The sequence below is a fragment of the Maribacter chungangensis genome, from assembly GCF_042676845.1.
GTDB classification, from domain to species: Bacteria; Bacteroidota; Bacteroidia; order Flavobacteriales; family Flavobacteriaceae; genus Maribacter; species Maribacter chungangensis.
This window is the reverse complement of the sequence record NZ_JBHTHY010000003.1, coordinates 622,546-640,881: the sequence shown is the minus strand read 5'-3', so window position 1 is coordinate 640,881 and position 18,336 is coordinate 622,546. Positions and strand designations below refer to the sequence as shown.

General features: G+C 40.7%; 16 protein-coding genes. 11 read left to right on the top strand and 5 right to left on the bottom strand.

Translation table 11 applies throughout. The annotated features are described in order from the left end of the window. Positions 1-97: 97 nt before the first annotated feature. The 5 genes from ACFQZJ_RS02720 (at position 98) to ACFQZJ_RS02700 (ending at position 5,381) form a co-directional block, all read left to right on the top strand. On the top strand, positions 98-1,189 hold the full coding sequence (locus ACFQZJ_RS02720) for a sensor histidine kinase (RefSeq protein WP_379932113.1): 1,092 nt from the start codon (positions 98-100) through the stop codon (positions 1,187-1,189). Next, positions 1,186-1,902: a LytR/AlgR family response regulator transcription factor gene (locus tag ACFQZJ_RS02715; protein WP_379932111.1), complete on the top strand. Its 717-nt coding sequence runs from the start codon at positions 1,186-1,188 to the stop codon at positions 1,900-1,902. Before ACFQZJ_RS02720 ends, ACFQZJ_RS02715 begins: the two co-directional genes overlap by 4 nt. A gap of 2 nt (positions 1,903-1,904) precedes the next feature. Beyond that, entirely contained in the window at positions 1,905-3,350 is a 1,446-nt protein-coding gene (locus ACFQZJ_RS02710; protein WP_379932109.1) for a sulfatase family protein, read from the top strand. After that, the gene (locus tag ACFQZJ_RS02705) at positions 3,347-4,060 is read left to right on the top strand and encodes a tRNA1(Val) (adenine(37)-N6)-methyltransferase (RefSeq protein ID WP_379932107.1); all 714 of its coding nucleotides are present in this window, start codon (positions 3,347-3,349) and stop codon (positions 4,058-4,060) included. The genes ACFQZJ_RS02710 and ACFQZJ_RS02705 overlap by 4 nt, the downstream gene beginning before the upstream one ends. 142 nt (positions 4,061-4,202) lie before the next feature. Next, entirely contained in the window at positions 4,203-5,381 is a 1,179-nt protein-coding gene (locus tag ACFQZJ_RS02700; protein ID WP_379932105.1) for an acyl-CoA dehydrogenase family protein, read from the top strand. Between the two features lie 181 nt (positions 5,382-5,562). Here the strand turns inward: ACFQZJ_RS02700 and ACFQZJ_RS02695 are convergent, their stop codons facing one another. The 3 genes from ACFQZJ_RS02695 to ACFQZJ_RS02685 form a co-directional block, all read right to left on the bottom strand. After that, a complete protein-coding gene (locus tag ACFQZJ_RS02695) occupies positions 5,563-6,927 on the bottom strand; it encodes a hypothetical protein (RefSeq protein ID WP_379932104.1) in 1,365 nt (454 codons plus the stop codon). A 585-nt stretch (positions 6,928-7,512) separates the two neighbouring features. Further along, positions 7,513-8,595 (bottom strand): phosphotransferase enzyme family protein, encoded by a 1,083-nt coding sequence (locus ACFQZJ_RS02690; RefSeq protein WP_379932103.1) that lies wholly within the window; start codon positions 8,593-8,595, stop codon positions 7,513-7,515. After that, positions 8,586-9,464, bottom strand: coding sequence for a nucleotidyltransferase family protein (locus ACFQZJ_RS02685; protein WP_379932102.1), 879 nt, complete (start codon positions 9,462-9,464; stop codon positions 8,586-8,588). Before ACFQZJ_RS02685 ends, ACFQZJ_RS02690 begins: the two co-directional genes overlap by 10 nt. A gap of 284 nt (positions 9,465-9,748) precedes the next feature. On the opposite strand from ACFQZJ_RS02685, the gene hemN reads away from it, so the two are divergent. Together hemN and ACFQZJ_RS02675 are read left to right on the top strand one after the other, a co-directional pair. After that, positions 9,749-11,110, top strand: a complete 1,362-nt coding sequence (gene hemN, locus ACFQZJ_RS02680; RefSeq protein WP_379932101.1) for an oxygen-independent coproporphyrinogen III oxidase — start codon at positions 9,749-9,751, stop codon at positions 11,108-11,110. A gap of 31 nt (positions 11,111-11,141) precedes the next feature. Beyond that, positions 11,142-11,963, top strand: coding sequence for a universal stress protein (locus ACFQZJ_RS02675; protein WP_379932099.1), 822 nt, complete (start codon positions 11,142-11,144; stop codon positions 11,961-11,963). Positions 11,964-11,966: 3 nt separating this feature from the next. On the opposite strand, the gene ACFQZJ_RS02670 is transcribed toward ACFQZJ_RS02675, so the two are convergent. Further along, positions 11,967-13,355: a Gfo/Idh/MocA family protein gene (locus ACFQZJ_RS02670; protein ID WP_379932097.1), complete on the bottom strand. Its 1,389-nt coding sequence runs from the start codon at positions 13,353-13,355 to the stop codon at positions 11,967-11,969. 181 nt (positions 13,356-13,536) lie between these two features. Here ACFQZJ_RS02670 and ACFQZJ_RS02665 point away from each other — a divergent pair, with 181 nt between their 5' ends. The 4 genes from ACFQZJ_RS02665 (at position 13,537) to ACFQZJ_RS02650 (ending at position 17,016) form a co-directional block, all read left to right on the top strand. Then, positions 13,537-13,971 carry a COG2426 family protein gene (locus ACFQZJ_RS02665; protein WP_379933111.1) on the top strand — a complete coding sequence of 145 codons (435 nt, stop codon included), beginning with the start codon at positions 13,537-13,539 and terminating at the stop codon, positions 13,969-13,971. A gap of 548 nt (positions 13,972-14,519) precedes the next feature. Continuing rightward, on the top strand, positions 14,520-15,107 hold the full coding sequence (locus tag ACFQZJ_RS02660) for a hypothetical protein (protein WP_379932096.1): 588 nt from the start codon (positions 14,520-14,522) through the stop codon (positions 15,105-15,107). Positions 15,108-15,265: 158 nt separating this feature from the next. Continuing rightward, positions 15,266-16,306: a sensor histidine kinase gene (locus ACFQZJ_RS02655; RefSeq protein WP_379932094.1), complete on the top strand. Its 1,041-nt coding sequence runs from the start codon at positions 15,266-15,268 to the stop codon at positions 16,304-16,306. Then, positions 16,306-17,016, top strand: coding sequence for a LytR/AlgR family response regulator transcription factor (locus tag ACFQZJ_RS02650; protein ID WP_379932092.1), 711 nt, complete (start codon positions 16,306-16,308; stop codon positions 17,014-17,016). Before ACFQZJ_RS02655 ends, ACFQZJ_RS02650 begins: the two co-directional genes overlap by 1 nt. A gap of 225 nt (positions 17,017-17,241) precedes the next feature. Here the strand turns inward: ACFQZJ_RS02650 and ACFQZJ_RS02645 are convergent, their stop codons facing one another. Beyond that, a complete protein-coding gene (locus ACFQZJ_RS02645) occupies positions 17,242-18,282 on the bottom strand; it encodes a succinylglutamate desuccinylase/aspartoacylase family protein (RefSeq protein ID WP_379932091.1) in 1,041 nt (346 codons plus the stop codon). Between the last annotated feature and the right edge of the window lie 54 nt (positions 18,283-18,336).

The following is an 18,336-nucleotide window of genomic DNA, read 5'->3' as shown; positions in this document are numbered from 1 at the left end:
GATTTTACTATTTTTTATTGGGCAAGAAACATATATAGACCAATGATAGCGCAGTAGTGTCAAGGGTTCGATTTTGAAGACTATATATTGTTGAAGTATGCCACTGAACACTAAAGTAGGGGATTTTTTAAATAAAACAGGGTCTTCCTCCAATTATGGAGTAAAGTACTGGCATCATATTATATTTTGGGGAGTTTACTTTCTATTCAATACGCTAAGATGGAGTGGTATTCACGACGATTTTTTGTACTCCTTAAAGACCAACCTCATCGGTTTTCCCATTCATATCATCTTGGCCTATTTTAATGTCTACTTCTTAATGCCACGGTTTGTATTTACACAAAAATACCTGCTTTACACGGGTTACTTCATTGCGTCACTTATAACAATGCTTTTAGTGAAGTACAACCTTACCTATTATTTGGCAGGGACCGATGTTTGGCCGGAAGGCCCGGTAGAAACCACTAGTCTCACTTTAGGTTATGCCGTGCAAACGATGATCGGAGAAGTGTATGTTGTATCGTTTTTTACGGCCATAAAGCTAACAATCGACTGGCTCCGGGAGAGCAGTAGGATCAATGATCTGGAAAGACGACAGTTACAAACGGAACTTCGATTTCTAAGATCACAGGTATCACCACATTTTTTCTTCAACACCTTGAACAACATTTATTCCCTAACCCTTGAGAAGTCGGATAAGGCACCAGAGGTTATTATTAAACTATCGGAGCTAATGCGGTACCTGCTCTATGCTACAAAAAAGAGAAAACAGAACCTTACAAGTGAGATAGAGTGTATTCAAAACTATATTGACCTGGAGCGAATACGCTTTGACGACTCTTTACAGATTGATATGAATATCTCAGGGGAGCTAAATAAATGCAAAATTGCACCAATGCTTTTAATACCGTTGGTAGAAAACTGTTTTAAACATGGGGCGAGTAAAAATATTGGAAAAATGCACATTGACATGCACCTTGAAGTTTCCAACGGATTTATGACATTTAAGATAGCCAACACCATTCCCAACGCAACTAAATCTAGGGATTTACCCACTAGGGCTGGCGGCATAGGCTTATCCAATGTCAAAAAACGTTTAGAGCTTGGTTATAGGCCTAACGATTACGATCTTACTATTTTTGAAGAAGACAACATGTTTAATGTACTATTGAAACTTAAAGTAATATGATATTAAAAGTTATAGCTATAGATGATGAACCTTTGGCAATCAACGTATTAAAAAACTATATCTCAAAAGTTAAACAGCTACAACTTGTAGAAACTTTTTCTAATGCAGTCGATGCCTCCTCCTATTTAAGGGATCACCAGGTAGATATTATGTTTCTAGATATTAATATGCCCATGTTGGACGGTTTGGAATTTTTAGGCACCCTCCAAAAGAAGCCCTTTGTGATCATGACAACCGCCCATGAAGAGCATGCCTTAAAAAGTTTTGAATTGGAGGCCATAGATTATTTGGTTAAACCCATATCCCTACCTAGGTTCCTGAAATCGGTAGATCGGGTAATTGGCCTAAAACAAGGGGCGGTAAAAACCGTGGGCAATGATGTAAAGGAAAAGCCCAGTATTTTTGTTAAGGTAGATAAAAAGAAACTTCAAAAAATATTCCTGGACGAGATTATGGTCGTAGAGAGCCTTAAGGACTATATCCGTATTATTACCCCTACCTCTAAATACATTATACATAGTACACTAAGTAGTTTTACGGACGACCTACCTTCTAACCGTTTCCTAAGAATACATAGATCCTATACCATTGCCATTGATAAGGTTAGCGTGGTTGAAGGGAATAGTGTTGAAGTTGGCGGACTAAGATATACTATTGGCAGAAGCTATCTGAACGAAGCAAAAAGTAGAATATTACCCAATTTTAATTTATAAAAATGCACTTATCACCCTTTAATATCAAGTATAATTTACTTGGCCTTGTTATTTTGGCCTTAACGAGCAGTTGTCATGAAACCAAGAAAGAGGTCGTGGTACAGCCTCCAAATGTCATACTAATATTTACGGACGACCAAGGATATAATGATGTGGGCGTTTTTGGTGCGGGCGATATCGCCACCCCACATCTGGACCAAATGGCAAAGGAGGGGACAATGCTCACCAGTTATTATGCCGCCCAGGCGGTATGTTCGGCCTCAAGAGCTGGCATACTCACTGGTTGCTACCCCAACCGTATAGGCATCCACAATGCCTTGGGTCCCGGCAACACCCACGGTATAAACGCATCGGAAACCACTTTGGCAGAAATGCTTAAATCTCAAGGATATGCGACCGCGATATTTGGAAAATGGCACTTGGGACACCATGAAAAGTTTTTGCCCACACGCCATGGTTTTGATGAGTGGTTCGGTATTCCCTATTCCAATGACATGTGGCCCTACCATCCGCAGCAAGGGCCTGTTTTCAATTTTCCGGACCTTCCCTTATATGAGAACGAAACAGTGATAGATACTTTAGAGGAGCAATCGCAGCTTACCACCCAAATCACGGAACGCAGTGTAGACTTTATCAACAGGAACAAGGACAATCCGTTCTTTTTATACGTACCTCATCCACAGCCGCATGTTCCCCTGTTTGTATCGGACAAGTTTAAGGGGAAGTCCGAAAGAGGTTTGTACGGAGACGTTATTATGGAAATAGATTGGTCCGTTGGTCAAATCAACGAAGCCCTAAAGGCAAACGGATTGGAAGAAAACACCATCGTAATTTTCACCTCGGACAATGGTCCATGGCTATCCTACGGGAATCATGCCGGGAGTGCCTACCCTTTGCGAGAAGGCAAGGGAACCGCCTGGGAAGGGGGACAGCGGGAACCGTTCATTATTAAATACCCAAAAGGAATTCCCGCAGGGCAGGTCATAGAAGAACCCGTAATGGCCATAGATATATTGCCTACCATAGCGGAAGAAACCAATGCGATACTACCCCAAAACACAATAGACGGTAAAAGTGTGCTCCAATTGTTAAAAGGAGTCGAGGAAAAAGGACCTCAGGAAGCCTATTTCTTTTATTATCGTGTAAACGAATTGTTCGGCGTACGTTATGGAAAATGGAAACTTTACTTTCCCCATACCTACAGAACTATGGAGGGGCAAGAGCTTGGAAAGGATGGTTTACCCGGCGATTATCGTATGGTAAGTATAGAAGAAATAGAACTGTACGATGTAAAAAACGATATTGGCGAAACCACGAATATAGCATCCGAGCATCAGGAAATCGTCACTAAAATAAAATTATTGGCCAACGATATGCGTTATCGTTTGGGCGATTCACTTCTAGAATTAGAGGGTTCTGAAACAAGGGAAGCGGGAAAATTAAAATGAGCAATAGTTTCAAGTTTAAGGAGTTTAGCGTAAACCAAGATAAATGCGCCATGAAAATTGGCACCGATGGGGTATTACTGGGTGCCTGGGCATCTGTGGAAAATGAACCAAATTCCATTTTGGATATCGGAGCAGGGACGGGTGTAATTGCGCTTATGCTCGCACAACGGAGTAACGCAGAAAGTATAGAAGCAATAGAAATAGATGACGCGGCCTATGAACAATGTGTTGAGAATTTTGAGGGCTCGCCCTGGGGAGATCGTTTGTATTGCTTTCATGCGGGCCTGGATGAACTCGTAGACGAGATAGATGAAACCTACGATTTGATCGTATCCAATCCGCCATTTTATGCCGAAGACGTTTCTAGCGGCAATACTCCAAGAGATGTCGCCAGACAGAACAGTTCCTTACCTTTTGATGAACTCTTACAAGCCGTATCTCAACTATTGGCCCCCAAAGGTTTGTTTGCCGTAATCATTCCCAACAAAGAAGAAACTACGATCTTAACGTTAGCAGAAACTTTAGGGCTATATCCAAATAGAATTACCCATGTGAAAGGAAATGCTTCCGCTCCAATAAAGCGAAGTTTGTTGGAACTGTCTTTTAAAAAGGAAACTACGGTAACCGATACGTTAACGATCGAAACAGAGCGCCATCACTATACAACTGCTTATAAAACTCTTGTTAAAGCATTTTATTTAAAAATGTAACATTAGCTTTTGCTAATGTTACATACAAAACAAAAGATATTTGGTTAATTTTGCCAAAGATTAAGGATTATGACACGGTCAATTACAATTATCCGTTACTAGACAACGTTTCTTTAGTTATCTTTATTAAAAAATTTAAGCTATGCGTCCAGATTTATTCGAAGCTCCAGATTATTACCATATAGACGATTTACTTTCCGATGAACATAAATTGGTACGCGATGCCGCACGCCAATGGGTAAAGAGGGATGTATCTCCAATTATAGAGGAGTATGCACAAAAGGCCGAATTTCCAAAACAGATTATTGGGGGACTCGCAGAAATCGGTGCCTTTGGCCCTTATATTCCCGAGGCCTATGGCGGTGCCGGCTTGGACCAAATCAGTTACGGACTCATCATGCAAGAAATAGAACGAGGGGACAGTGGTGTCCGATCAACAGCATCGGTACAATCCTCTCTGGTGATGTATCCAATTTTTGCTTATGGCACAGAGGAACAAAGAAACAAGTACCTGCCTAAACTGGCCCGTGGCGAATGGATGGGTTGTTTTGGACTTACGGAGCCCAATCATGGGTCTAATCCAGGCGGTATGGAAACAAAATATAAGGATATGGGAGACCATTATCTATTGAACGGCGCCAAATTATGGATATCAAATTCACCTTTTGCAGATGTTGCCGTAGTTTGGGCAAAGAACGAGGAAGGTCGTATACACGGACTTATAGTCGAAAGGGGAATGGAAGGTTTTTCTACTCCTGAAACGCATAACAAATGGTCGCTTCGTGCTTCGGCCACGGGAGAACTCATTTTTGATAATGTAAAGGTCCCTAAAGAGAATTTATTGCCTAACAAAACAGGTCTAGGCGCACCCTTAGGTTGTTTGGATTCTGCACGTTACGGTATCGCATGGGGCGCTATTGGTGCCGCTATGGATTGCTACGATACCGCTTTGCGATACGCAAAAGAGAGAGTGCAATTTGGAAAACCCATTGCCGCTTTTCAGTTGCAACAAAAGAAACTGGCCGAGATGATCACCGAAATTACCAAGGCGCAACTTTTGGCCCTACGATTAGGACAACTAAAAAACGAAGGCAAAGCGACAACGGCACAAATTTCCATGGCAAAGCGCAACAATGTAGAGATGGCCATTACCATTGCCCGAGAAGCACGCCAGATACTTGGTGGTATGGGAATTACAGGAGAATATAGCATTATGCGCCACATGATGAATTTGGAGAGCGTGATTACCTATGAAGGAACGCACGATATACATCTTTTGATTACTGGTGCCGATATTACAGGACACACTGCTTTTAAATAACATCGAGCTCCATAATTGCCCCACCATTAGGTACAGCTTCATATACACAGCAGTATCGTAATTCCCGAAAATAACCGGAGATATTACGCTGATACTGTTTTTAGTTCTGAGTGACCTGAGGGTTTCATAGCAAACCGTTTTGTCAACAACCCAACTTCTACTATAAGCATCTTAAAAAGAATTAATCCGGTCGTTCCCAAGCATGGCTATCCCATATAGGATTGATCGTGTAGGAATTATTTTGGATAAGGACGTTTTGTTCATCGGTCTCCACTTCTTCCCTGAACGGGACCAGAATACCGTTAACCTCCCTAAAGTCGGACAAATAAGTAATCTCATTGCCCAAAGCGTTGAATTTTGCAGTTCCTACCAATCGGTTGTTTCCAGAATCCATTACCATACCGCTTATGTTCCCGTCCAAGTTGAGCTTTAGCACTTTAAACCCTTTTCCGTTATCCCGCACGTCCACAACCTTTATGCGGTCCAAAATTGGGGTTTGTAAAAGAAACAGTCCGGAGTAAAAAGTATTCCGGACCTCCGCAACCCGATTTTCCGGCATTTCCTGAATTTGTTCATCTTGATATATCCACCCCGACTCATCTTCCAATTGTTCAATATAACGGAAGGTAGGTGAAAGCGATTCTAATCGTAAAAACTTCCGCTTTAGGTCCAGCCGCACTTTAAACGCTATGCCAGAGGTTTCCATAATAGCTTCTACAGTAACGATACTATCTACTGCGCTACCACCGTGGGCCAACTTAATTTTCCTAAGAAGGTCTTTATCCTCAGCTTCAACATCTGGAAAAGTCAAGTTAGTTGTATTTTTATTTTCCTTTACCATGATTTGAGATGTGCCGTTTTCGGAACCTTCTGAAAAAAAGATAGCACCGTTCATTGCTACCGTAACCGTTCCGTCATCATCAGGTTCACTATAAAAAAAACTGTTCTTTGCCACCTCACCATCATTGCTCACCATTGTAAGGAGTCCCTTATCTATGGTATAGGTACCACTAGCAGCCTTGTCCGAACTAGTGCCGCCACCAATATCACTGCCACTTAAAACAACTCCACCGGAAGCATTCCTGTCAAAAGTACCGTCTGCATAAAAATGAATACCGTCATATTGTTGTGTGCCAACGTAAACCATGCCCGTACCCATACCACCGGAACTGGATGCACTTTTATGCTCATAATAACCCTCGGGTATCGTATTCGGCAAATGCATTTTTATCATTTGCGCCCCGCCATATCTTATATCTTCATAGCCATCCGAACTATCCTTTTCTATGAAAATGGTGTCGTTCTCCATGGTGTTGTCCATATAGTCCAAAAGAATCCCGTCTTTTACTTTCCTATATTTTCCCTCCACTTTATTTTGCCAGTCCGGTGCGTCCAGACTTTCGCAAAAGGTTCCGTTTTCCCGTAGCAAAATTGCCAAATCATAACTTCCCATATTCATGCCCCAAGTAAAATTCCTACCGGCAAAGACAACATCCTCCCTTGCTTCCTGCCCGTATACTTGAAAGACAAAGCTTAATACAAACATCAAAAAAACAGCACTTTTAAATTTCTTTTCCATGGTATCTGAACAAGAGGTACATTTCTATTTAAAAATTAGGTCGTAAATATAGACCAGCAAACTAAAGTTATAACATTATTTAACAGAGAGATACGTTTATCTTAACACAATTAATTTAAAAAAAAAGTAATTTTATCTTGTTATTTAAAATCAAAGTTTGAGTTAGTTAATTAGTCTAAGCCGATGGGAGCATCGGCTTTTTTTGTGCGACAAAGTTAATGTTCCGTTAGGCAACTGTGAAGCATTCCAAAAATGTACGCCAACCCCTTTAGCATATCAACATACTATATATATATTCTTAAAAAACAGGTAGAAAACAGTTTCCCCTTTGTTCACCACAGAATTCCCTAGGTTCACAACAATAAGTTTATGAACAGGTAGAAAGATGGTAGTTTTACAACGTAATAAAGACAAACAATTTTTCATTTTCATATAGTGTTCTCGTAAAAGAGTCCGGTTTATAATAGCCGGACTCTTTTTAGTTCTATACGTTTTGGACTGACATGCCTGATTAAAAAACGCTGCATGCCAGGGTTGGTCGCAACGTTGTAGTTAGTCGATTTCAGGAAACAAGCGTTGTAATTCCGTTTCCATAAAGGGAATTTTGTCCAATGCTTTTTTTGAAAAATCGAATAGACTTATGCAGCGATCCAAGTTCTGGTTTTCATAAGCAACCTTGTAGTACCTATTGTTCTCCAAATAATCCGTTAAGGCCCTTAAGCCATGAATAAAAGGCATAAAGACCGCCCCCATAGGCAGGGACTCAAGCTCTGCCCTGCTTAAAAAAGTAGGGTTACTGGCCAATCCTTCTGCGAAAGCGATGAACAAATATTCTTTAAAACAAATCTTATCCAATTGTTTCTCATCTTCCGGCGCCGTATTGACCACGGTTCTGATAGCATCGCCAAAATCATAGAAAAAATAGCCTTTCATAATGGTATCCAAATCGATCAGGCACAGGCCTTTTCCTGTTTGCTTGGAAAATAAAATATTGTTTAGCTTGGTATCGTTATGACATACACGCGGTTTTAAGGCATCTATGGCTATTCCTTTTAAAGTGTTCAATGTTTCTTTCGCAAATGCGATATGCTCCTTTGCTGTTTTTAGCTTTAAAGGATCCGCGTTGGCTATTGCCATTGCAAACTGCTGCTCCCTTAAGGTTAAATCGTGAAAACGTGGTATGGTATCCGTGTATTTCAAAAGGTCCTGGTCTTCTAGGAGCAAATGGAATTTTCCGACAACGCGTCCCGCCTCAAAGGCAGTTTCTTTCACCGTAGTAGTATTGTATGTGGTGCTATCTGCAATAAAACTCATCAAACGCCAATAACCCAAGGCCGCCTTAGTGAAATAGGAACCGTCAACTGTCTTTATTAATTGGATTTCGGAGTAGTCCGATGCCCTAAGTGCTTGTAAAGCACTGGAAACGTTGTTCATTAATCCGCCTACGTTCGAAAAAACAGTATGGTTGATGCGTTGTAGAATATACATAGGGGTATCACCATCACAAACCAAAAACGTATCGTTTATTAAACCGATATGCAGTGGTTTAAAGCTGAATTCTCGCTCCTCAACCACAAACTGCCCTAGAAGTTCTTGAAGCTGTTCCGGGGAGTATGCACTATCCTTTAGTTCCATAAGGGGGAAACGTACTGTCCTTTGTCTGTTTTGTTCCGTAAACTTTCCATCGCCTTTTCTTTATCACTGGCATAGGTTACCCCGAACCAATCGCCACCGGAAGGGATACATTTTACCGTAATCTCCTTAGCTTGCAACATCTCCTGTATCATAAAGGGCAGGTAGAGTTCGCTATTGGCAATACGATCGGCGTCGTTCAGGAAAATTTTGAATTCCGATTCTATTTTCGAAAAAATAGACGGTCTGCATATCCAGAAATTCATACTCGCTTGTTCGTCTCCCGTAAATTCCAGACCGGTATCTTCATCTAGCACGACATCTCCTTTTTGGACCAACTTCAACCGCTCTTCTACAGAAAGCAAATCATCCCCAGCAACCTTACAAACACCTCTGGATACCGATCCGTGTTCCGAAAGGGTATCTTTTAGGGTATAACCTAATAGCGCGTAAGCATTGTCATCGGATTTCATAAAATCGGCTGCCTTTTTGTAAGCTGCCTGTCCGTAAAAATCATCTGCATTGATCACTACAAATGCACCGTTGATCACATTTCTTGCCGTCCAAACGGCATGTGCGGTTCCCCAAGGTTTTTTACGTTCTCCCGTGAAACTTGCCCCATCCGGCAAATCTGTTAGTTCTTGTGCCAGCACATTCAGCTTTATATCTTTTGGCAATCGCGCACTCAAATAATCGTTCAAAAAGCTAACGTTTTCTTTCTTGGTAATAACGACGATCTGTTTAAAATCATTTTTTAAGGCATCATAAATAGCGAACTCCATTAAGAATTCCTCTTTTGGGCCAAGCTCATCGAACTGTTTTAGTTTTCCGTATCTGCTGCCGCTGCCGGCAGCCATTAAAAGTAATGTCATGGTTCTAGTATTTAGGGTGCAAAAGTAAGGAATGTGGTCAAAAAATAATATCAAATTGGATATATGGTCATTATATTGGGTCGATAAAGGTGTATACACGTAAAATAAAAAGTTTGTTCAAAACAAAAATTTTACGATTATATCAAAGGATAGGCACTTTGATGTCTTGGCAAAGATGAAGCTTCTCTAGACACGCTACCCATGTACCTGCTACCTACATGTATGACTTTTGTCATGTTTTCTCACCAACGCAGGGTTTACCTTTGTACCAAATCCTAAAGTACATGTGCAGCCTTATTCAAAAATACAATGTCCCAGGCCCTAGATATACGAGCTATCCTACGGTGCCCTACTGGGATATAGATTCTTTTTCAAGTAAAAAATGGGAGGCTTCCGTTCAAAAGAGTTTTTCAGAATCCAACAGCACGGAAGGCATAAGTCTTTATATACACCTGCCCTACTGTGAAAGCTTGTGTACGTTTTGTGGCTGCCACAAAAGGATAACAAAACGCCACGAAGTGGAAGAACCTTACATAAACACCGTATTAAAGGAATGGGATCTGTATGTAGCCCTTTTTTCGGAAAAACCGGTTATTAAGGAACTGCACTTAGGAGGTGGTACACCCACATTTTTTAGCCCAAAAAACCTAAAAATACTCATAGACGGTATTTTCGAAAAGGCAACAAAGGCTAAAAACCATGAGTTTAGTTTTGAAGGCCATCCCAACAATACCACTAAAGAACATTTACAGGTACTATACGATGTAGGTTTTAGAAGGGTAAGTTATGGGGTACAGGATTACAATGAAAAAGTACAAAAGGCCATACACAGGATACAACCTTTTGAGAATGTAAAAAAAGTAACCGAGTGGGCACGTAAAATCGGCTATACCTCCATTGGACACGATATTATCTTTGGCCTGCCCCACCAGACCATGGAACACGTAATAGAGACGATTACAAAAACAAAGTCCTTGTTCCCCGACAGGCTGGCTTTCTATAGCTATGCCCATGTACCCTGGATGAAAGGAAACGGACAGCGAGGCTACAAGGATTCCGACCTGCCATCGGCAGATTTAAAGAGACAACAGTATGAGAAAGGCAAAGCCTTACTTGGCCAGCTTGGCTACGCCGAAATAGGAATGGACCACTTTGCACTTGATACCGATGAACTGTACATCTCTGCACAAGAAGGGCGCTTACATCGTAATTTTATGGGGTACACCGCTTCCAAAACACAATTAATGGTAGGCCTGGGCGCTTCTAGCATTAGCGATAGTTGGTACGGTTTTGCCCAAAATGTAAAGAATATAGAGGAATACCGGCAATTGGTAAACAATAATGTGATACCCGTTTTTAAAGGACACATTCTTTCTTCCGAAGATGAAATTATACGAAAGCATATTCTTAACCTTATGTGCGACCTGGAAACTTCTTGGTTCAACGAACAGATGCTTTTTACAGATTTACCGCTTGTGCTTGCCAGATTGGATAAGATGAAACAAGATGGACTTATCGAATTGAATTTGCATCAATTAAAAGTTACGCCCAAAGGAAGACCTTTTGTACGTAATGTCTGTATGGCGTTCGATTTAAGATTGCACCAAAAAGTTCCCGATACGAGATTGTTCTCAATGACTATTTAAAAATCACCAGTAACCTTAAAAAATTATCGATATGAAAAATATAGTTGTACCCGTTGATTTTTCAAGTCAATCAGAATACGCCTTCAAGGTAGCAGCGTCCATTGCAAAAAAGCACGGTGCAACCTTATACGCCCTACACATGCTGGAACTCAGCGAAGCTCTGATTTCTTCAAACGAAGGTGTGCAAATGCAGCATACAGTTTTTTTGATTAGGCTTGCGGAGAAGCGTTTGAAGGAGTTCTTGGACAAACCCTTTCTCAAAGATGTGAAGGTAGTGCCCATTATAAAGCACTTTAAAGTATTTAGTGAGATAAACAACGTAGCCAAGGAACACAATGCCGACCTCATCGTAATGGGAAGCCATGGCAGCGAAGGGCTAAAGGAAATTTTTGTAGGCTCCAACACACAGAAAGTAGTACGCCATTCGGACATACCCGTATTGGTAATCAAGGAAGAAATAGATGATTTTAACCCAAGTCAAATGGTTTTTGCCTGTGATTTAAAGGATGAGAACATCCATGCCTTTCAACGTGCCAAATATATTGCGGAGATTTTTTCTGCAGAACTGCGATTGGTCTATGTAAACACTCCGGGCGATGCTTTTTTAAGTACCTCGGAAATTCAGGAAAAAATAGTGGCATTTTGCGATAAGGTTGGCTTTGAACTTCTTATTGCTATCTATAATGACTACTCCGTAGAAAATGGCGTGCTAAATTTTGGTGCCGATAGCGGTGCTGATATTATTGGAATACCCACCCACGGCAGAAAAGGCTTATCACATTTCTTTCTTGGTAGTATTGGCGAAGATGTTGCCAACCATTCCACATTACCAGTGGTCACGTTTAAAATTTAACTATTACAACATTTTCATGGCTGTAGGATCCCAATCTACAGGCTGTTTTTTATAATAACTTTCATTTGCCAATAGGGCTGCTCCTGCGGCCCTAAGGCCAAATATTGGATTTTGAACCACTTCCGTACCTTGTCGAATGGCCGTAAAGAAATTATTGAAATGGTCGTAATGACCACCCTTATAATCTCTTGGAGCTTCCCATGTCGTTACCCCGGTATTTAATGATTTTTCTCTAGAAGATGGTACAGTAGTAGCGTAACCTGCCTTTATCTTTTGCTGTGTTTCTTCCGTATAGGCAATCAATGAATACCCGCCTGGCACCATACCCAATTTGGAGCGCCTTAAGGTAACTTTGTTCTGACCTACTTCCATTTCGCCTTCGGTACCTATCAACTTAAACCCACCACCACCTCCGTTTCCTGCAATAAAATTAACGCGGAATGCAGCGTTAAAAGCTGCGTGGGTAGCTGTTTTCGGATAATCATATAGCGTAATACTAACATCCGGCACATCACGACCATCGTTCCAATATCTAAGTCCGCCAGTAGCTAAAGCCCTATTTGGGCCATGCGAGCTAATTACATGATTCAAGGTTGAAAATGCATGAACAAAAAGATCGCCTGCCACTCCGGTTCCATAATCTTGGTAGTTCCTCCATCTAAAAAAGCGTTTTAGTTCATAAGGCACTTTTGGTGCGGAACCAAGAAAACGGTCAAAATCTATCGTATCGGGATTTGCATCGGGAGGAATCGGGTATTGCCAAGCTCCTTCCGCAGAATAACGGTCGTTGTACATATCCAACATAACAATATCGCCAATTGCTCCTTCTTCGTACAACTGTTTGGCCTTTTCGTTTCCTAAAGAAGCCATACTTTGGCTACCTATCTGGCATATTTTACCACTTTCTCTTTGCGCATCGATAATTGCTTGTCCTTCCTCGTATTTCTGCACCATCGGCTTTTCACAATACACATGCTTGCCCGCTTTCAAGGCTGCTATCGTAATTTTTTGATGCCAGTGGTCCGGAGTAGCTATGATGACCGCATCTACATCTTTCCGCTCCAGTACTTTCCTATAGTCGCGTGTCACAAATATCGAGTCTCCCCATAATTCCTTGGCGCGGTCCAAACGCCCGTCATAAAGGTCGCAAACGGCAACCAGTTTTACTCCGCTAACACTCAAGGCGCTCTTGGTATCGTAGATTCCCTGAATACCGGAACCAATAAGCGCTATAGTAATATGATCGTTAGCGGTGTACGATGTGTTGGAATATGTTCTGGATAATGTTATCGTTTCTTCTTGGGCAGCAAATACATAGGGTGTCGTGGTTAGAGCCGCAGTAGTTAGCGAAGCTTTTTTTATAAAAGATCTTCTAGATTCGTTTTTTGACATTATTTACGGATTATGGTAAAGATTAGTGTACACCAGTGCCACTAAAGTAACTATTTTAATAGGTACAAGTAAACGTTCTTTTAATGTTTATTTATGATTTTGTACGCTATTTATCAAATTCAAGAATGTAATTTTGCAGCCGGATAAAATTGAAGATTTGATTATAGATTTAATAGTAGCAATGCTTTGGAGCCTTTCTCCCTTCGGAGAAGCGAAGGTCGGAATTCCTTATGGAATTTATCAAGGCGTGAATATTTATCTGGTTTTTGTGGCGTGTTTTTTTGCCAATGTATTGGTATACCCGATAATGTATGTTTTTCTTACAAAAGTCAATAAATACCTTTTAAAATGGCACTACTATAAAAAATCCGCCATTTACGTTGCCCGTAAAGCTAAAGTAGGGTCTGGTGATAAAATCAAAAAATATGGTTTTATTGGACTTATCTTTTTTGTAATGCTTCCTGTTCCCGGCACAGGGGTCTACGCGGGCAGTATAGCCAGTTACCTTTTTAAAATGGAGCGCAAGCGGGCTTTTGCCGCTAACACAGTTGGTATTTTCTTCTCCTCGGTAATTGTTTGGGTTACTACGGTACTTGCCATGAAGGGGGCGGCTTAGTTGGTATTTGAAATCCTACTATGACAGTCAGTCTCCAAAAAAAGTAACTATTGGTAATCTTAGCATATTTGTACTAAAACACAAAAAAATAATTAAGGCGATGCGTAAAAATGAATATAGAAAACCGCAGGAGAATACCCAAAAGATATTGAAAACCTTGAGGCCTCTCAACACTATTGTATTAAAGTCCTAACTTAAATTGTGCTGTTTTCTTATCATCTACCAAAATCAGTCGAACAGTACAAACGTTTTGTGGGGCTCATAAGCCACTATGCTTCCTATGGCTCCAAAGTACCCTTAGCTCATTTGTAGTATCCCGATAAAATATTTCCTTTTTTCCTATTTATACCACACCATTTAGGTCTTGACCGGCAAAACCGCAAGCCCAAAAGAACGTAGCAAATACCTGACAGACAAACTTCCAAGATTCATCGCAAACTTTTTCGGGTTCATCGCATTCTCAAAAAATGTCCGGTGACGGGGCGTAAGTTTGTCCTGCAAATCAGTAATAACCGTCTGTACTTAAGCAGACCTAAAATTAATACATCATGAAAAAATTAGTAAAAAGTACCGCAACACTGGCCATATTGTTAGCAACCGCTATAGGAATGGCAAACGACCCCAACATGAGTTTGACATCAGGTATCAATTCAAAGAGCCTAGTATTTGAAATGGATGCCCAATCATTGGAATCGAAAATAAAAATGACCGATAACAATGCGCGGATCATCTATTCGGAAAATATTCTGAACAAGAATTATACAAAAAAGTTTAACCTTGAAAAACTTGAAGTTGGCACGTATTATTTTTCTATTGAAAACGACTTATCAGCTGTAGTATACACCCTTGATGTGAACAGAAAAGAAGTGAAGATAGAGAAAAAGAAAGAGAACACAACCAAGCCGGTTTTCAGACAAACTGGCGATAGGATTTCAATAAACCTGTTCAATGACGATCGGCAAAAAGTTACCATAGAAATAGTGGATAACCATGACAATATTATTTTCATAGAATCGACAAAAGGCGAACTGATAATCGGCAAAGCGTTCAATTTTGAAAAAGCTAAAAAAGGGCACTATAGCATAACGGTAAAAGACGGCAAAAAAAGGTATTATCACTCTATCTTTGTTGGCTAGATTACAAACGGTTGTCTAATGAATTTGTTTGTTAGTAGAAAACGGTCTTCAACTTAAATGAAAGGCCGTTTTCGCATTACTTTATATTTTCTCTTGGATAGTCAGAAGATTGGGTATCTAAGTTTTAAGTATATTGTCAATAGAGAAGAATAATTTTTATGCAGCTTCAACTAAAATCATTTAAAAAGTACCAAGCGACAATCATACATCTGCTGGTATGGGGGTTTGTTTTCTCGCTACCGTATATTTTTTCATTACAGTGGGAAGGGGACAGCGTACCCACGGAATTTGCCCGTAAGATTCTCGTTCTGAACATCATAATGAACCTCTTTTGGGCAGCAACATTTTATTCGAATACCCAATTTTTAGTTCCTCGCTTATTATATCGCAGAAACATTTTGGTTTTTCTGGCGGTTAACCTAGGGCTATTGGCCGTTATATTATTGATCAACCGCTTTGTCTTTGAGACGCTGGTGTTCAAGTATCCCTACTCGATCAACAAGGCCCTTTTGCACAATGCGCTTCCTTTTCTGTTCTTTGTGTTGATGGCCGTTGCCTTTAAAACGGTAAGCGACCGTTTGCAACTGGAGCGCAAAGCAAAGGAACGGGAAAGCGAAAACCTCAAAACGGAGCTTGCTTTTCTACGCTCACAGATCAGTCCGCATTTTCTGTTCAACGTGCTCAACAACATGGTGGCCCTGGTACGGATGAAAAGTGACAAATTGGAACCCACCATTTTAAAACTATCCTCCTTAATGCAGTACATGCTCTATGAAACCGATGATGAGAAAGTACTTTTAAAGAGCGAGGTCGATTATTTGCGCACCTATATCGACCTGCAAAAACTGCGCTTCGGCGATCGGTTGGATATGGATGTCGATTTGAATCTGAAGGAAGACTGGCACGCCATAGAGCCTATGCTGTTGATTCCCTTCGTAGAAAATGCTTTTAAGCACGGTACAGGAATGGTGGAAGCCCCCACGATTGCCATTTCATTGAAAGCAGTCAACGATGAGCTCCTTTTTACGGTACGGAACAAATATGTCGACAATGACCAAGCCAAGGACAAGATCTCCGGTATAGGCCTGGCCAATGTAAAACGGAGGTTGGAACTTTTGTATGGTGCGAACCATGGCCTCGATATCGATAAGTCCGACGGATGGTATTCCGTAACCCTGAAACTAAAACTTGAATCCTGATGAACTGTATTGCCATAGATGACGAGCCTTTGGCGCTAGGGTTGTTGGAAGACAACATTGGTAAAGTACCTTTTCTGAATTTGACGGCCTCTTGCAACAATGCCTTCGAGGCTATGGAGGTTTTACAGAAGGAAAGCATCGACCTCTTGTTTATCGATATCCAGATGCCCGGTCTGACCGGACTGCAATTTATCGCCAGTCTTGAAAGGAAACCCTTGGTCATCTTTATCACGGCCTATAAACAATATGCGGTGGAAAGCTATGACCTTGATGTGGTGGATTACCTGATAAAGCCCGTGGCTTTGGAGCGTTTTATAAAAGCATGTAATCGTGCCAAGCAGCTTTTCGAACTGAAGTCCACCAAGGGTGCTCTATCCGCTGGCCCGGCCAAGGACCATTTTTTCGTAAATTCCGACTATAGCCAAGTGAAAATTAAGTTCAATGATATTATTTGGATGAAAGGCTACGGCGACTACATCAAATTCCATCTAAAAAGTGCCGAACATCCATTGGTGGTGCGCACCAGTTTTAAGGAGTTGGAACGGGAATTGCCGCCTAACAAATTCCTTCGCATCCATAAATCGTACGCCGTGGCGGTTAACGAAATCACGGCCATTCGGAAGAACAGTATCTTTTTGGGGGATAAGGAGTTGTCCGTTGGGGAGACTTTTCGTAGCGATGTCGAAAAATTGGTTCGGAAAAAAAACTAGCGATACTGAACTTATTTTCTAATCGAAGACCTTCTAACCTGAGCTACAAAAAGGGCATTAAAAGAAAGAGGGGGAAAAGTTGCAAGAGTTCCATAAAAAGTTGGTTTAATGAGACTTGAATAAGACAATTTCTTAAGGGTCAGTTTATGATTTATACAAATTTTTAATAGAAATTATCAGTATTTCTACGTTATGTTTTGCTATGTTGAGCATATTGAATACTCTTTATAAACCAGAACTAATACACATTAAAGTATCATCAACATTTACCGGCGGTGTTGAAATTTTATACAAAATGATGCCAGACGCATCAGCCTTGAACTCTTCGAGTTTCTCACCAAATTCGTCAGTGATATAACCTACGACATCACCTTTTTTCACAGCATCACCAGCCTTATAACTACTGTAAAAAATACCCTTTTCATTTGAGTTTATGTACGTTGGATTATTAAGCTGAATAAGGCTGGGGCTTGGTCCAGTTCCTTTGTTATACATTTTCATATTGCCAAGCATATTATACACCCCGTTTTTTATGAAGCTTACTGCATCTTGCTGTACATTGCCCAATTTACCGCTTTCAAAGCTAAGCGCCACTTTGCCATCTTGACTAGCCTGTTTAAAAACATATTTTGCTGGTTCATCATCCCTTAGAGTGAAAGGATATGAAACCACGTATTCAAATCCGCTAATCTCCGTAAGTTCTCTAGCCTTTTTTGTTTGTTGTGGATAATTCTGATTATCGTAGAAAAGTGCAAACGGTATCAAGTCTTCATTGACACCACCACCATGTATATCCAAAAAAACATCGCTCGCGGGTATTATCGTTGTAGTAATGAAATCTGCTATTTTTTGAGTAACACTACCGGTCGATTTACCGGGGAATGCACCGTTTAGATTCACTTGATCATTCGGATTGACAATGGAGGTCCGTGAATAAAACGAAGCTGTATTTGCGATAGGTATGATGATTATAGTCCCACTTAAGCTATCTATATCTATTTCTCTTAAGAGCTCTTGGACGCTCACAATAGGTGGATATTCAAACCCATGAACCCCAGCTATAATTGTAAAAACAGGCCCTTCGCTTTTTCCTTTCAATATGGATACCGGCAAGAAGGTTTGGTTGTTGCGAGAATCTTGGAATCCAATACGAATGTTTTCTTTAAGGGGTCTTGTGTCGCTTGAAACTATATCCTGAACGTTATCTTGTCCTAGTAATGTATGAAAGGAAAAAAGCATTAAAGCTGTTAAAATAAATTTTGGCATTATGAATGATTTTAGTCCTGGATTAATTGTTGTTGCATTACCAATGTATTAAAA

What these genes read in the sequence shown, in the direction of transcription:
- ACFQZJ_RS02720 (WP_379932113.1), top strand. Translation starts at nt 98, where the DNA reads ATGCCACTGAACACTAAAGTAGGGGATTTTTTAAATAAAACAGGGTCT.
- ACFQZJ_RS02715 (WP_379932111.1), top strand. Translation starts at nt 1,186, where the DNA reads ATGATATTAAAAGTTATAGCTATAGATGATGAACCTTTGGCAATCAAC.
- ACFQZJ_RS02710 (WP_379932109.1), top strand. Translation starts at nt 1,905, where the DNA reads ATGCACTTATCACCCTTTAATATCAAGTATAATTTACTTGGCCTTGTT.
- ACFQZJ_RS02705 (WP_379932107.1), top strand. Translation starts at nt 3,347, where the DNA reads ATGAGCAATAGTTTCAAGTTTAAGGAGTTTAGCGTAAACCAAGATAAA.
- ACFQZJ_RS02700 (WP_379932105.1), top strand. Translation starts at nt 4,203, where the DNA reads ATGCGTCCAGATTTATTCGAAGCTCCAGATTATTACCATATAGACGAT.
- ACFQZJ_RS02695 (WP_379932104.1), bottom strand. Translation starts at nt 6,927, where the DNA reads ATGTTTGTATTAAGCTTTGTCTTTCAAGTATACGGGCAGGAAGCAAGG.
- ACFQZJ_RS02690 (WP_379932103.1), bottom strand. Translation starts at nt 8,595, where the DNA reads ATGGAACTAAAGGATAGTGCATACTCCCCGGAACAGCTTCAAGAACTT.
- ACFQZJ_RS02685 (WP_379932102.1), bottom strand. Translation starts at nt 9,464, where the DNA reads ATGACATTACTTTTAATGGCTGCCGGCAGCGGCAGCAGATACGGAAAA.
- hemN (WP_379932101.1), top strand. Translation starts at nt 9,749, where the DNA reads ATGTGCAGCCTTATTCAAAAATACAATGTCCCAGGCCCTAGATATACG.
- ACFQZJ_RS02675 (WP_379932099.1), top strand. Translation starts at nt 11,142, where the DNA reads ATGAAAAATATAGTTGTACCCGTTGATTTTTCAAGTCAATCAGAATAC.
- ACFQZJ_RS02670 (WP_379932097.1), bottom strand. Translation starts at nt 13,355, where the DNA reads ATGTCAAAAAACGAATCTAGAAGATCTTTTATAAAAAAAGCTTCGCTA.
- ACFQZJ_RS02665 (WP_379933111.1), top strand. Translation starts at nt 13,537, where the DNA reads ATGCTTTGGAGCCTTTCTCCCTTCGGAGAAGCGAAGGTCGGAATTCCT.
- ACFQZJ_RS02660 (WP_379932096.1), top strand. Translation starts at nt 14,520, where the DNA reads ATGAAAAAATTAGTAAAAAGTACCGCAACACTGGCCATATTGTTAGCA.
- ACFQZJ_RS02655 (WP_379932094.1), top strand. Translation starts at nt 15,266, where the DNA reads ATGCAGCTTCAACTAAAATCATTTAAAAAGTACCAAGCGACAATCATA.
- ACFQZJ_RS02650 (WP_379932092.1), top strand. Translation starts at nt 16,306, where the DNA reads ATGAACTGTATTGCCATAGATGACGAGCCTTTGGCGCTAGGGTTGTTG.
- ACFQZJ_RS02645 (WP_379932091.1), bottom strand. Translation starts at nt 18,282, where the DNA reads ATGCCAAAATTTATTTTAACAGCTTTAATGCTTTTTTCCTTTCATACA.